General features: G+C 44.0%; 13 protein-coding genes. 10 read left to right on the forward strand and 3 right to left on the reverse strand.

The window, feature by feature from the left end; all coding sequences use genetic code 11:
• Positions 1 to 796 precede the first annotated feature (796 nt).
• The 3 genes from BR02_RS0101770 to BR02_RS0101780 all read left to right on the forward strand — a co-directional run bounded on the left by BR02_RS0101770 (position 797) and on the right by BR02_RS0101780 (position 3,339).
• Positions 797 to 1,312 (forward strand): CBS domain-containing protein, encoded by a 516-nt coding sequence (locus BR02_RS0101770; protein ID WP_031513625.1) that lies wholly within the window; start codon positions 797 to 799, stop codon positions 1,310 to 1,312.
• Positions 1,313 to 1,635: 323 nt separating this feature from the next.
• Positions 1,636 to 1,884 carry a hypothetical protein gene (locus tag BR02_RS0101775; RefSeq protein WP_034638676.1) on the forward strand — a complete coding sequence of 83 codons (249 nt, stop codon included), beginning with the start codon at positions 1,636 to 1,638 and terminating at the stop codon, positions 1,882 to 1,884.
• A 21-nt stretch (positions 1,885 to 1,905) separates the two neighbouring features.
• The gene (locus BR02_RS0101780; RefSeq protein WP_051688072.1) at positions 1,906 to 3,339 is read left to right on the forward strand and encodes an FMN-binding glutamate synthase family protein; all 1,434 of its coding nucleotides are present in this window, start codon (positions 1,906 to 1,908) and stop codon (positions 3,337 to 3,339) included.
• Between the two features lie 70 nt (positions 3,340 to 3,409).
• On the opposite strand, the gene BR02_RS0101785 is transcribed toward BR02_RS0101780, so the two are convergent.
• Complete coding sequence (locus BR02_RS0101785; RefSeq protein WP_031513631.1) at positions 3,410 to 4,480, reverse strand: GerAB/ArcD/ProY family transporter; 1,071 nt, start codon at positions 4,478 to 4,480, stop codon at positions 3,410 to 3,412.
• A 196-nt stretch (positions 4,481 to 4,676) separates the two neighbouring features.
• On the opposite strand from BR02_RS0101785, the gene BR02_RS14660 reads away from it, so the two are divergent.
• Together BR02_RS14660 and BR02_RS14250 are read left to right on the forward strand one after the other, a co-directional pair.
• Complete coding sequence (locus tag BR02_RS14660) at positions 4,677 to 4,865, forward strand: hypothetical protein (RefSeq protein ID WP_051688073.1); 189 nt, start codon at positions 4,677 to 4,679, stop codon at positions 4,863 to 4,865.
• Between the two features lie 62 nt (positions 4,866 to 4,927).
• Positions 4,928 to 5,497 carry a methyl-accepting chemotaxis protein gene (locus BR02_RS14250; RefSeq protein WP_274377099.1) on the forward strand — a complete coding sequence of 190 codons (570 nt, stop codon included), beginning with the start codon at positions 4,928 to 4,930 and terminating at the stop codon, positions 5,495 to 5,497.
• Positions 5,498 to 5,507: 10 nt separating this feature from the next.
• Here the strand turns inward: BR02_RS14250 and BR02_RS0101795 are convergent, their stop codons facing one another.
• Together BR02_RS0101795 and dinB are read right to left on the reverse strand one after the other, a co-directional pair.
• Complete coding sequence (locus BR02_RS0101795) at positions 5,508 to 5,825, reverse strand: hypothetical protein (protein ID WP_031513633.1); 318 nt, start codon at positions 5,823 to 5,825, stop codon at positions 5,508 to 5,510.
• Positions 5,803 to 7,026, reverse strand: a complete 1,224-nt coding sequence (dinB, locus tag BR02_RS0101800; protein WP_337999109.1) for a DNA polymerase IV — start codon at positions 7,024 to 7,026, stop codon at positions 5,803 to 5,805. The genes BR02_RS0101795 and dinB overlap by 23 nt, the downstream gene beginning before the upstream one ends.
• A 199-nt stretch (positions 7,027 to 7,225) precedes the next feature.
• On the opposite strand from dinB, the gene BR02_RS0101805 reads away from it, so the two are divergent.
• The 5 genes from BR02_RS0101805 to BR02_RS0101825 all read left to right on the forward strand — a co-directional run bounded on the left by BR02_RS0101805 (position 7,226) and on the right by BR02_RS0101825 (position 14,120).
• Positions 7,226 to 7,777 (forward strand): helix-turn-helix domain-containing protein, encoded by a 552-nt coding sequence (locus BR02_RS0101805; protein WP_031513637.1) that lies wholly within the window; start codon positions 7,226 to 7,228, stop codon positions 7,775 to 7,777.
• A 44-nt stretch (positions 7,778 to 7,821) separates the two neighbouring features.
• Entirely contained in the window at positions 7,822 to 8,313 is a 492-nt protein-coding gene (locus BR02_RS0101810; RefSeq protein WP_031513639.1) for an NADH-quinone oxidoreductase subunit NuoE family protein, read from the forward strand.
• 39 nt (positions 8,314 to 8,352) lie between these two features.
• Complete coding sequence (gene nuoF, locus BR02_RS0101815) at positions 8,353 to 10,233, forward strand: NADH-quinone oxidoreductase subunit NuoF (protein WP_031513641.1); 1,881 nt, start codon at positions 8,353 to 8,355, stop codon at positions 10,231 to 10,233.
• Positions 10,234 to 10,269: 36 nt separating this feature from the next.
• Positions 10,270 to 12,297 carry a [FeFe] hydrogenase, group A gene (locus BR02_RS0101820; protein WP_031513643.1) on the forward strand — a complete coding sequence of 676 codons (2,028 nt, stop codon included), beginning with the start codon at positions 10,270 to 10,272 and terminating at the stop codon, positions 12,295 to 12,297.
• A gap of 89 nt (positions 12,298 to 12,386) precedes the next feature.
• Positions 12,387 to 14,120: a [Fe-Fe] hydrogenase large subunit C-terminal domain-containing protein gene (locus BR02_RS0101825; RefSeq protein ID WP_031513645.1), complete on the forward strand. Its 1,734-nt coding sequence runs from the start codon at positions 12,387 to 12,389 to the stop codon at positions 14,118 to 14,120.
• Positions 14,121 to 14,123 lie beyond the last annotated feature (3 nt).

A 14,123-nucleotide genomic window follows, 5' to 3' on the forward strand; every position in this document is an offset into this window, starting at 1 on the left:
ACACTCCTTTGGTAATTTGGGTTTTGCTCGACTTTATTTTACCAAAAAGAGTGGTCTCTTGTTTCTTTTTTTCCTACAACAATTTTACACTATGTTTTTTACTAACTATTAAATACCTATTTATATTTTCGTCGACCCCCAATAGTGCAAAAAACCCCGGAGGTCGACGAAAAAATTTAATAAGTTTTACTGGTTTTTGCAGGTTATTATGTAAAAATGTAGTATATAATAAAGCAAGTCTACATTATTTAGTCAGTTTTTAGTGTAAAATCAGCGTTTTAAGACCCCTAAAGTGGGTTTGTAGCCTACCTATGAGGAATTGAAACATGGATGGTATCAGGCAGCAGCAAAGAAGTGCAAAGTTTATAGCCTACCTATGAGGAATTGAAACTATACCTAAATTTGTAATAATATAACTGATAATTCTACCAGTTTGTAGCCTACCTATGAGGAATTGAAACAATTCGTTAATATTGTGTCATTTTTTGATTTACCAACGGTTTGTAGCCTACCTATGAGGAATTGAAACGCACAGTGTCGCTGATGCGAACTTTTACTTTGAACTGTTTGTAGCCTACCTATGAGGAATAAACGCCCCTAATTTTCTGATTAAAGAAATTTAGGGGCGTTTGGTTTGTTTATTGCGAATAGTGTTATGTCATTTGCCTAATGATAATGGAGTCTTTTGATGTAAGTTGCTAAAGGTTTCCTTAATTACCTAAACATGTTATGATAATATATAAGGTGGCATAAGCCATCTTGGGTTTATAAAAATTTATGATATGAGGTGTATTTCATGGATGAGGTAAAAAAGGTTAGTGACTTAATGATCCCTTTGTCTATGTATCCGGTGGTATACGACACAGACGGGATTAAAGAAGCTACCAAAGTTTTTCGGCGTCACCTACGAAAAAGTGGTAAGGAATACCGGGCAGTTTTGGTATTTAGTAAAACTGAAAAAATAGATGGTGAAGAGCGGCTGGTGGGCATACTGCGGGTGCGGGATATTATGAATGTTATTAAGATGAATGCTGCCCGGGAAGAAGTTAACCCGAAACCATTTGGTAACTCATGGGCATTTTTCTATAAGGCACCACAAGAGGAGCCTATCACCAAAGTAGCCGATGCTTTACTACCCCTAAAAAATTTTGGTGTAGGGCCCGATCAAACGGTGGACGAAGCTTTGGATATCATGATTGAAAATGGTTTGAATATGTTGTTGGTTTTTGATGGCAAAAAAGCGGTGGGTGTAATTAGGGTTTTTGATTTGCTAAAATATCTGACTGATTTGTTAGAAGATGATGATGAATAGTTAGTATATAAACCGGGCTTTTGTGTTACCGCAAGGTATAGCAAAGGCTTTATTGTTCCACGTGCTATGTGCAATCTATTTTCCGTCGACCCCCAATAGTGCAAAAAACCCCGGGGGTCGATTGGCTTTTGCAGGTTATTATGAACAATAGGCAGTTTGTAGTCTACCTATGAGGAATTTAAATCAATAGAGTGCAAAGTGACGTTCAAATCGCCTGTTATGGGCGATTTATTTTTGTCACAACCACTAAGCATGGGAAACTAAATAATTTTGTATTATTACGGTCAAAATATAATCAAACCAAAGAAAGGATGTGGATCTAAATGGAGCAGCGAAACGTAAAAAACACTTTAGAGTACATTCATTCTGAGCTTAATAAAATTCAAACCATAGCTGGTACCATCTCCACTGTGGAAACAGAACATTCTAAGGATTTGATGGACTACGGTGACGACAAATTAAATCAAATTGCCAGTGAAGAACAAAGTGCAGCCAGGCAGTTGGGCCAGGTTCAGCAAATTTGTATTAGTTTAGCCCAGGAGATCAATAATCTTAAGAAATCTTTAAACTAATAGTGAATGTGGGTGAAGTGGATGTATAAGATTGTTGAGAATATTGTCCGCAACATCATGAACGAGACGATAGATAAGGCCTTTCTTAGGATGGCTCGGGATCAGTACACTGAAAATATTTTTGAAATGATTCCGGTTACCCAAAAGGTGGGGGTGGTCAACCTAATGGAGGTGGTAATGCGCTCCAGCGGCGGACAACCTCCTGCCCGGCCTTTGGGCAGTTATATGCGCTTTTCCCCTTGGAATAAATTCTTATTTAATCCTGTTCATTTATTTCGTTTTCCAACGCCGGACAATGTTAGCATTACAACGGCTGTTACCATAGGTAAACGCGCCAGAAAACCTTTGGAGTTGGCTATCCCAATTATGATAGCCGGCATGTCCTTTGGTGGAGCTCTCAGCAAGAGTGTTAAAATTGCCTTGGCAAAGGGTGCATCTGCCTCCGGTACGGCAACTAATACCGGCGAAGCCGGTCTGATGGAAGAAGAGCGTGAGGCGGCAAAGCTTCTTATTGGGCAGTACAACCGGGGTGGATGGTTAAATGAGCGTGAAAAGTATTCCAGGTTGGATGCCATTGAAATTCAGCTTGGGCAAGGTGCCCAGGGGTCATCCCCCCAGCGGACGGCTGCCAAAAACATAGGGCCTGATTTTAGGGAGGTCTTTGACATTCCCGAAGGGGAGGACGCCCGCATTCATTCCCGGCTGCCGGGTATAGATACTAAGGAACAATTTATTGCCCTGGTAAGAAAACTAAAGGATGAAACCGGGGTGCCGGTGGGTTTAAAAATTGCAGCAACCCACCATTTAGAAAAGGAACTGCAAATTGCACTGGAAGCCGAGGTTGATTTTATTACCATAGACGGTGCCGAGGGGGGAACCCATGCAGCCGCCCCTACCTTAGAAGATGATCTGGGGCTGCCCACCTTGTTTGCAATTTCCCGGGCGGCTAATTTTCTACTAAATAAGGGTGCAAACCAAGACGTCAGTTTAATTGCTTCGGGGGGATTAATTACACCCGGTGATTTTCTAAAAGCTATGGCCTTGGGTGCCCACGCCGTTTATATTGGCACGGCTGCGGTAATGGCCACCTTGGGTGCCCAGCTGGTTAAGGCAATTCCCTTTGAACCGCCAACCAGTTTGTCTGTCTATAATGCTAAAATCACAGATAAATTTGATATTGAGGAAGGGGCTAAAACCTTGTTTAACTTCCTCAATGCCTCGGTTCTTGAAATGCAGTCCCTTTGTTATTCTTTAGGGAAAACCGGTCTCGCAGAGGTAAGTAAATCAGACTTGTGCTGCTTAGATCCCTTTTTAGCCAGGGCCACCGGTGTTGAATTGGCTTATATTCCCCATGAACAGCAAGATGAGTTTTTTAACTTCTTGGCAAGTTCTCCATACTTTGGCAGCCCTCACAAACATACGGCAAATGATCACCATCAACCACCCATAAACTAAGTCCTATTAAATTTTAAAACCTGCCCCAAGGGCAGGTTTTGCAGACTGTCGATGAAGGCGGCAGTCTTTTTTACTTTTTCAACTTTGCCACCGCCAATAGAATTGCAGGTATAAAGAGCTGTATTGGAATGGTGAATATTGGCCAAAATGTTAAAGCGTAATTAAATTGTTCTGCAATATTATTAAAACTTATTATGGCTAAAGAAATCATTACAATAGATGCGGGTATAATAATGGGCTTATAGCTATGGCAGCCGGTCAGATTAGAAAAACCTCTACAAAAGGCATATAGGCATACGGCAAATTTTATAAAGCCAAAGCTATACCAGTTAATGATAATAATAACTTCCAAGCCGCGGATAAAACCGAAGATTTCTATTTTTGCCGGCTCCATCACTGGGTAGATCAGTCTTTGTGTATCTTCCACTCCCAATACCAGAACCGTTCTAAACAAACCTAACAACAGCAAAATGGTGGCAACTAACAAGCCCTTTAATAAAACCTGCGTGCACTTCTCTTTATCCTTTAATGACGGCAGTATACTTGCTATCAGTACCATTTCGCCGAAGGGAAAGGCAAAAACTTGCATTGAACCCCAGATAATGTTATGAATACCTTGCTGCAGCACCGGCTGTAAATATCCAAAGTCAAATTGCGGCATCATGATAACCGTAACCATGATGAACAAAGACAATACCACCGGAGATATTATCTGAACAACATTTCCAAAGACTCCTATACCTGCAAAGAGCACAAGGATAACCGGTATGATAAAGGTGATGTAAATAACTATTTCCGGAGTGCGCGGCAGCATAGAAATCATAATAAAATCTGCAAAATTTCTTAGTACCAGAACCCCCAAATGTAAAGCAAACCAACACCAAATAATGCCAACAATTTTGCCCGCAAACTTACCCAAAATTAACTGGCTGTATTGCACAAGTGATTTTCCCGGGTAAAGACAGGACAGTTTAGTAACTAACAGCAGTGGTATTATACCTAGAAAGGCACCGATAATTAATGATAACCAGGCATCCTGGGATGCGGTACTTACCAATATACCGGTGATCAGCAGTATGGCGCTTCCTAATATAAAACCAACTATTATCCAAAACAACTGCCTGCTATTTAGAGCGGTCATAATTGTCACCAAAATTAGTCTTGACCTTAAAATTGTTATTTATGCAAATAAAGCTATTGTGGGCAAACCGTCCAGGATAGGCTATATGAATTATTACAACAATAATATATAAATTTTTACAATAGTATAGAGGATACCTGTTTGGGATGGCGAAATAAGCAATGTTTAGTATATTTTTAAGAAAGATGGTGTAAATATGCAGTCCCAGAAATTACAGGTACTATCTGAAATGGCAGAAATTATTCAAGGAATTTTCCCCATGGATTGTATGATTGCAATAACAGATAGGGAAAAGTTCCTAAAATATCTACCTGGTAACAGGATAGATGTTGGAGTAAAAGAGGGGGAAAAATTGCTCGGGGTGATGGTATTGATGAGGCCATAAGCACAGGGGAAAGAAATACTAAAATTGTACCTAAAGAAGTTTTTGGCATTACATTTAAAGCAGTGGCTATACCTGTCTTTGAAGAAGGCGAGCTTGTGGGTTGTGTGGGGGTAGGTTTTGATATATCTATACAGGAGGAAATTGCAAATATTTCAGAAACCTTAGCAGCTTCAACGGAGGAAATCAGCAGTAGTACGGAAGAGATGGCTGCATCTGCCCAACAACTTTCATCTATGCAGGGCCAGCTGAGTGCGGTTGCCCAAGAAACTAGCGATAGGTTAGAAAAGACCGACGAAATACTTAAATTTATTAATGACGTTGCCGGCCAGACAAAGTTGTTGGGGTTAAATGCTGCCATTGAAGCGGCTCGGGCCGGTGATGCGGGTAGAGGTTTTCATGTTGTTGCCGATGAAATTAGGAAACTGTCAGATCGCAGTACCCGTTCGGTAAAAGATATTGCGGATATTATTAGTCAAATTCGTGAAAACACTGATAAATTGATGAATTTGGTAGGACAAACAAACAATATCAGTGAAACCCAGTCCGAAACCTCACAATACATTGCCAAGGCCATTGAAGAAAATGCCCTTCTGGCAGAAAAACTAAGTAACATATCTAAAGAGATGCTTTAAATTTTCGGCATTACAATTTTTGAAACTTTCCGCACCCCACCTTGTGGGGTGAACTTTTTTCCACCAACTCTAACAAGCGTTCCCCTGAGATGTATTTTAATAAATGATAAATACTCACTTGCCGGGGAACGGCCTTTGTTTTGTTTCCGTAAATGTCAATATCCTTTACACAGCATAATTTATTTTCGTGCTTACCCTGCACCGTCACCAGGTAGAGGCAGTCTTTGCAGGTGTGGGTTACCTTTTGCTGCATCTCAGGCAGCATCATGGTGTGGCTGCGATATAAAAAGTTCTTTCGGTAGTAATTATCTATTTTTCTTCCTGTCATAAAAAACTCCCCGTTCCGTTAATGATACCGCCCTTTTTATGGCATGGTATCCCCAGCGGTTTTTGATGGCGTCGCAGGCTCTGTCTGCCTGTTCTTCTTTAAGGGTGTCACCGAGCATGCTCAGCTGGCGGGAGTAGTTATCGGTGAGATTAGAAAGGGTTAAAGCCACCGAGCGCACCCGTATATAGTTGGGCCAGTGTTTGTGCATCAGTGCCACTGCCCCTTGGTAAATTTCGTTGGTGATGTTGGATGGCTGTGCCAGAGTTTGGGAGTGGGTACTGCTAATCAAGTTGTGATCGCGCAGTGTCAGTGCTATGGTTTTGCCTAAGTAACCCGCCATTCTGGCCCGGTAGCAAACCTGCTCGGCCAACTCTAAAATGACCACACCGATCTCATCAAAACCGCAATAATCCCGGGGCAGGGTAATTTGGTTGCCGATGCTTTTTACCTGTTCCAGGCTTGAGGGATCCACCGGGCTGTGGTCAATGCCCTTGGCCGAAAGGTGCAGCACCTCTCCCATTAGGCCAAATTTACTCCTCAAAATTTCCACCGGGTAATTTGCCAAATCTCCAATGGTTTTAATATTTAATCTAGAGAAGTGCTTTTCATATCTGCTCCCCACCCCAAAAAGTTTGCGCACCGGCAGCGGCCACAGTTTTGAAGGTACATCTGAGTGGTTTAGTACCACCAGCCCATCGGGTTTTTGTAAATCTGCCGCCATTTTGGCCAGCAGTTTGTTGGGGCCTATGCCCACGCTGCAGGTCACCCCCACTTCATTTTTAATCCGTTCCTTTATCTTGACAGCCATTTCCCGGGGCGTACCAAATAGGCCGGCACATCCGGTTACATCAACAAAGGCCTCGTCTATGCTGAAGGGCTCCACCAGCGGACTAAAATCACGTAAGATGTTTAATATTCGAGTGGAAAACTCAAAATAATGGTGGTAACGGGGGGCCACAAAAACCCCCTGGGGGCAAAGCCTTTTGGCCTCATTCACCGTCATGCCGGTTTTTACGCCGTAGGCTTTGGCCGGGTAGCTGGCGGCCAACACAATGCCGTGCCGCTTGGCAGGGTCGCCGCACACAATTACCGGTTGCTGTCGTAGGGCCGGCTCCATTGCCTGATGTACCGATGCAAAAAAACTATTCATGTCGATGAGAAAAATAACTTTATTGCCCATGGCCCTATTATATACAAACATATGTTTGGTTTGCAAGGGGGATTAAGACAAAAAATATTTAACAAAAATGTCATTTAACTGACAAAATTGACAATTCAATTAATTTAAAATAATAACTGATTTAAAAATACAAAGAATTACTTGACAAGTGTAAAGTAAACATCTATAATAAAACAAAAATTCAGACTTTTCAGATGGCCCAAAAGTAGGAGGGCGACTTATGTCTTTAGGTGATCGACTAAAACAAATACGTGTCAACAATAATCTAAGTGTTAGGCAGCTGGCCCAACAGGTGGGCGTCACGGCCAGTTTTATTTATCAGCTTGAGCAAAACAAAGTTTCACCTTCATTTTCCACATTAAAGAGTATAGCTGCAGCATTAGATACTAATATGAGTTTGCTCATTGAGGATGAGCTGCCCGAGGAATGGGTAATAGTCAGGAAAGAAAACAGAAAGAGTATAGCTTGTGAAAGTGATGATGTAAAACTAGAAATGTTGGCTTTCCTGGGTACCAGAAACAAAAAAATGCAGCCGCTGGTATTTAATCTAGAGGCGGGCGAAACTAAAGTTGACCTGCCTTCATTTCCGGGTACCCATGAGGACTTTATTTATATCTTAAGAGGGAAGGTGGAAGTATCTGTAAATAACAAGAAGTATGTTTTAGAAAAAGATGATGCCGCTTATTTTATTTTTGATGATCCCAGCTCGATAACCAACATTGGTGACGAGCGGGCAACCGGTTTATGGGTGGTTAGCCCACCGGGGATATGATGAAGTTTTTTAATACAAGAAATGACATAAAGGGGGCTTTTGTGATGGAATCGCCGCAAAGAAAATTTCAAAAACTGCAGGAAATTATCAACAAGCACGAAGCAAAAACATCTCATCTGATTGCAATCCTGCAGGAGGTACAGGAAGAGTATCGCTATCTTCCTGAGGAGGTGCTCACTTACATAGCCACAGCTATGAAGTTGCCTCCGGCGACAGTATTTGGGGTAGCCACGTTTTATGCACAGTTTTCTCTCATCCCCAAAGGCAAGTACGTAATTAGAATTTGTGACGGCACAGCCTGTCACGTGCGGGGGGCTGGGCCCATCAACTTTGCACTGCGCAAAGAACTAAAGTTAAAGGATGACCAATCAACTACCGAAGATTTGCAATTTACTGTTGAAACGGTATCCTGCCTGGGTGCCTGCGGTTTGGCCCCAGTGGTAACGGTGAACGATGTAGAGGTTTACGGGCAAGCGACCCCGGAAGGTGTGCTGGAAGTTATCAACAAGATAAATTCTGCGGAAACTTCTTCTTAAGGCGTAAAACTAGAAACGCTACTACAAGGAGGCAGCGACATGCTTAAGTCACGTGAAGATTTAATTCAATTAGAACAAAAGGCCAAGGAAGCATTGAAAAGAGAAAAAATGCGCATCCTGGTCTGCGCGGGTACAGGCTGTGTGGCCGGTGGCTCACTGAAGGTGTATGAATCCCTTAAAACTAAGCTTCAAGACAAGGGTCTTCCGGTTAAAGTAATGTTGATGGAAGAAAAGGAAGGCGAACCCTGTGCAGTAAATGTCAGTGGCTGTCACGGATTTTGCCAAATGGGTCCGCTGGTGCGTATTGAGCCTGCCGGAACCCTTTATCACCACGTTAAAGAGGACGATGTGGATGAAATTATCGAAAAACATATCCTCGGCGGTCAGTTAGTTGAAAGATTAATGTATGTGCATCCCACCACCGGTGAGTTGGTTGAAACCCAGGACGAAGTGCCCTTTTATCAAAAACAAAACCGGGTGGCCTTGGAGCACTGCGGCAGAGTTAATCCGGATGACCTTTACGACTATATAGCACATGACGGTTTCCAAGCTCTTGCCAAGGCATTATTTGATATGACTCCGGAACAGGTAATTAATGAAATACTGGAATCGGGCCTAAGGGGACGTGGCGGCGGCGGCTTCCCCACCGGCAGAAAGTGGCAGTTTGCTGCAGCGGCCCAGGGCGATAAAAAGTATATCATTTGTAACGGTGACGAAGGTGACCCCGGTGCCTTTATGGACCGCAGTTTAATGGAAGGTGACCCCTACCGGGTATTTGAAGGTATGATGCTGGCCGGCTATGCCATCGGTGCAGACGAAGGTTATGTCTATGTGCGGGCGGAATACCCCCTAGCAGTTAAGCGCTTAAAGAAAGCGGTTGTAGAGTCTGAAAAGATGGGTCTGTTAGGTGAAAACATTCTCGGCACCGGCTTTAACTTTAAAATTAATATTAAAGAGGGTGCCGGCGCCTTTGTGTGCGGTGAAGAAACTGCACTGATTGCATCAATTGAAGGTGAGCGTGGCATGCCGCGTCCAAGACCGCCGTTCCCGGCCAACAAAGGTCTGTGGGGATGCCCCACCATTATCAACAACGTAGAAACACTGGCTAACTTACCGTCCATTTTATTAAAAGGCGGCAAATGGTTTAAGGCCTTTGGAACCGAAAGCAGCCCAGGAACCAAAACCTTTGCCCTGGCAGGTCAGGTGGCCCATACCGGTTTGGTGGAAGTGCCAATGGGTATGACCTTAAAAGAAATTGTTTTCGACATTGGCGGAGGCCTGTTGCCAGGCAAAGAATTTAAAGCAGTTCAAATTGGTGGCCCGTCAGGGGGTTGCTTAACCAAGGAACACTTAGATTTAAAATTGGATTACGATGAGTTAAGAAAAGCCGGGGCTATGATAGGCTCAGGTGGTTTGGTGGTAATGGGCCAAGACACCTGCATGGTTGAAGTGGCCAAGTTCTTTATGGGCTTTGTGCAAAATGAATCTTGCGGTAAGTGTGTTCCCTGCCGCGAAGGCACCAAGCGCATGCTGGAAATTTTAACATCTATCACCAAGGGTCAAGCCACCGAGGAAGACCTGGCACTGTTGGAAGAATTGGCTTACATTGTGCGGGACGGCTCACTGTGTGGTTTGGGTAAAACAGCACCGAACCCCGTTTTAACCACACTCCGTTATTTCAGAGATGAGTATGAAGCACACGTAAGGGACAAGAAGTGTCCGGTGGGAGTTTGTAAAGATTTACAGGATTACTTCATTGATGCTGAAAAATGTAAGGGTTGCGGGTTGTGCGTAAGGGTTTGTCCTGCCGGAGCTATCACCGGTGAGAAGAAGCAACCACATACCATTGACATTAGCAAGTGCGCCAAATGTGGAACTTGCATAGAGAAGTGCAAATTTGACGCTATTTACACGGCATAGTGTCCCGTTTTAACAGAGGATAAGGAGTGTGAAAAAATGAGTACCGGCAAAGTGACATTAGACGGTCAATTAGTTGAGATAAACGGTGCGAAAAATATTCTTGAATTAGCGCGCCGGGTGGGTATTCAGTTACCTACATTTTGTTATCATTCAGAATTGAGTATTTATGGTGCCTGCCGCCTTTGTGTGGTAGAGGTAGAAAAAATGGGTGTGGTGGCCTCTTGTTCAACACCGCCCAGCGACGGTATGGTTATACATACCAACACCGAGCGTATAAGACGGCTGCGCCGCATGATTATCGAGCTGCTTTTGGCAAACCACGATCGCGAATGCCCCACCTGTGGCAAGAGCACTAGCTGTAAACTGCAGACCTTGGCTAAGCAGTTCGGTATAAGCAAAGTTCGTTTTGGAAAACGTGATGTTAAACTGCCCCTGGATGAATCCGGCACCAGCATTATTAAAGACCCCAACAAGTGTATTCTCTGCGGCGACTGTGTGCGGATGTGTAAAGAAATTCAAGGTATCGGTGTTTGGGACTTTGCCCACCGTGGCAGCCAAACTCAGGTTACCACTGCCTTTGGCAAGGATCTTACCGAAGTTAACTGCGTAAACTGTGGCCAGTGTGTGGCTGTATGCCCCACCGGTGCATTGATTGTTAAGCCGGAAGTAAATGAAGCCTGGGCAGCCATCCATGATCCTAACAAAACCGTTGTGGTGCAAATTGCTCCTGCGGTGCGGGTGGCATTGGGTGAAGAATTTGGCCTGGGAGCCAGTGAAAAGTTAACCGGTCAAATAGTGGCAGCATTGAAGAAGATGGGTGTTGACAGAGTGTTCGATACTTTATTCACTGCCGATATGACCACCATTGAAGAATCTATGGAATTTTTAGACCGGTTAGAAAACGGTGGCAAACTGCCCCTGTTTACCTCCTGCTGCCCCGGTTGGATTAAATACTGTGAACAGACCCACTCAGACTTGTTAGAAAATCTTTCTAGCTGTCGTTCACCACAGCAAATGTTTGGCTCATTGGTGAAAAAGCACTATGCCAAGAAAATCGGCAAAGATGCCAAAGATCTGGTGTGCATTTCTATAATGCCCTGTACAGCTAAGAAGTTTGAGGCTAAACGTCCGGAGTTTAAAACCGATGGCAATGCTGATGTAGATATTGTACTCACCACGGTGGAACTGGCTCAAATGATTAGGGAAGCAGGCATTATTTTTGAAGAGTTAGAGCCGGTGGGCTTTGACAATCCGCTGGGAATGGGTTCCGGCAGTGCCTTAATCTTTGGCGCATCCGGCGGTGTGATGGAGTCTGTGGTACGTTTCGTGGCCGGTTATGTTGGCGGCGAAGAAGTTGGCCGGGTAGATTTTCTACCGGTGCGCGGTGCTGAAGGCATCAAAGAAACAGAATTAGAAGTTGAAGGCAATGTGTTAAAGTTGGCGGTGGTTAACGGCCTGGCCAATGCAGAAAAATTAATTCAAAAGGTCAAGAACGGCGAGGCTTTCTATCATGCAGTTGAAGTAATGTGTTGCCCCACCGGTTGTGTGGGTGGCGGCGGACAGCCTGACAAAAACGATACTGCTGCCAGAATCCAGCGTATCAAGGAAACTTATCGCCTAGATGCCATCAACCAGGTACACAAACCACAGGATAATATTTATGTTAATAAAATATTAGATGAATGGTTTGGCGGTCCTGCCACCAGTGGCACCCATGAAGATTTGCATACCCAATATACACCACGTCGGCGGATCAGCGGAAAACCCATAGATGTAAACAACATTGAAAAGGGTGATGCAACTGTGAATGTTTCGGTATGTGTGGGTACCGGATGTTACTTGCGCGGCTCTTACGATATCATGAATAGATTCGCCGAGTTGATTAAAGAATTAGGCTTAGAGGGCCATGTGCAGTTAAGAGGCACCTTCTGTCTGGAAAAATGTGACCAGGGCGTATCCATTAAGGTTGAAGACGACATTATCAGCGGTGTGACAATTGACAACGCAGAACAAGTTTTCAAAACTAATGTAGCCATTAGAGTGGATTTGCCAGTAAATAAATAATATTTAGGAAAAGGGTATTGTTATGTAAGTGTCGAATGGGTAAGTATGCCTAAAAGGCGTACTTACCCATTTTTGAAAGGGTGGAGGAAATGGGCTTAATTACTACAAATGAAGCCAAGTGTAGAGATTGTTATCGCTGTATTCGTACTTGTCCGGTAAAGGCGATAGAAATAACCTCCAACAGAGAAACCGGGGCACATCACGCCAAGGTAATAGATAATTTGTGCATTGAGAGGGGCTGTTGTATACTGGCCTGTCCCCAGAGTGCTAAAAAACTGTCCACCTGGGATTTTGACGAGGTGAAAAAACTTCTAACCCAAGGGGGACATGTGGCAGCTGCGGTGGCACCTTCCCATGCTGCAGCTATACCCCTTGATGATCCCCGTAAATTACCCGACCTCTTGCGCAGGCTTGGTTTTAGTATTGTGCAGGAAACTTCCATAGGTGCTGAATTGGTGATCCGTCATCATCTCAGGTTGGGTTTTTCTAAACCGCTCATTGGCAGTTCTTGCCCGGTGGTGGTTAATATTGTGGAGAGATACTACCCAGAGTTGATACCGATGCTGGCTCCGGTGGTTTCGCCCATGGTGGCCCACGGTCGTTATATTCGTTCTGAGCACCCGGGTTACCATGTGGTGTTTATTGGCCCCTGTGTTGCCAAAAAGGCTGAACGTAAGGTTGAGGGTATCGACGATGCGGTGGATTATGTATTGGGCTTTAATGAATTGATGGAATTGGCTGAGGAGCGGGGCATAGATATCGAGTCTCTAAAACCTGCTGAGTTTGATAATCCTCCATTGGGAGTGGCCAACCTGTTCCCCTTGGAGGGGGGAATGCAAAGGGGCATCGGCCACGGCTTGGTTGATCATGAGAAAAACTATGTGTCGCTCACAGGGGTGCAGGATTGTTTGCAGTATTTAGAGCACCTGGCCACCGGCGGAATTAAAAATCCTCCCCGTTTTATGGAGCTGCTTGCCTGTAGGGGCGGTTGTATTGACGGCCCCCTGTCCTTGTGCCGTGAAGAGAGTATTTATGTGCGCCGGCAAAAGGTATTGGAATATTATCGCTCTCTAAAACAAGATGATGCGGTTGAATTACAACTGCCTGCTGAGCTTCTTAAAAGAGAATATGTGAACAAAAAAATAATACAAAGTATGCCAAGCGAAAATGAAATTGAAGATATACTGCTGCTTACCGGCAAGACTAAGCCGGAGGATGAACTAAACTGCGGCGCCTGCGGTTACGAAACCTGCAGGGATAAGGCTGTGGCAGTTTACCAGGGTAAAGCGGAGATGCAAATGTGTATCCCCTATATGCGTGATCGGGCGGAATCGCTGTCTAATGTTGTCATGTCTGCCATGCCCAACGGTATTATTATTGTGGGTCAGGATTTAACAATATTAGAAATGAATTCAGCGGCGGAAAAATTGTTTAAATGTTCCGGCAAAGAGCTTGTGGGGGAAAAACTGGCTAAACTAATTAGTCCCGAAAACTACGTTCGGGTGTTGAATAACAAAAAAATGATGCATATTTCCCGGGAGTATCCCGAATATGGCATTACAGTAAATGAGATTATCTTCCCGGTTGAGGATCAACAAATTGTGGTGGGAATATTCATAGATATCACTGAAGAAAGGCGCCACCATGAGCAGTTTGAGTTAATGAAAAACCAAACCATTATGCAGGCCCAAGAAGTGATAGAAAAACAAATGATGGTGGCCCAGGAGATAGCGGGCTTGTTGGGTGAAGCTACAGCAGAAAGTAAAATACATTTGAGCAGGTTGATTAAGTTAATGAGGGAAGATGCCGTGCGGAAGGAGTAATCT

It is taken from the genome of Desulfofalx alkaliphila DSM 12257 (assembly GCF_000711975.1).
In the GTDB taxonomy this organism is placed as follows: domain Bacteria; phylum Bacillota; class Desulfotomaculia; order Desulfotomaculales; family Desulfohalotomaculaceae; genus Desulfofalx; species Desulfofalx alkaliphila.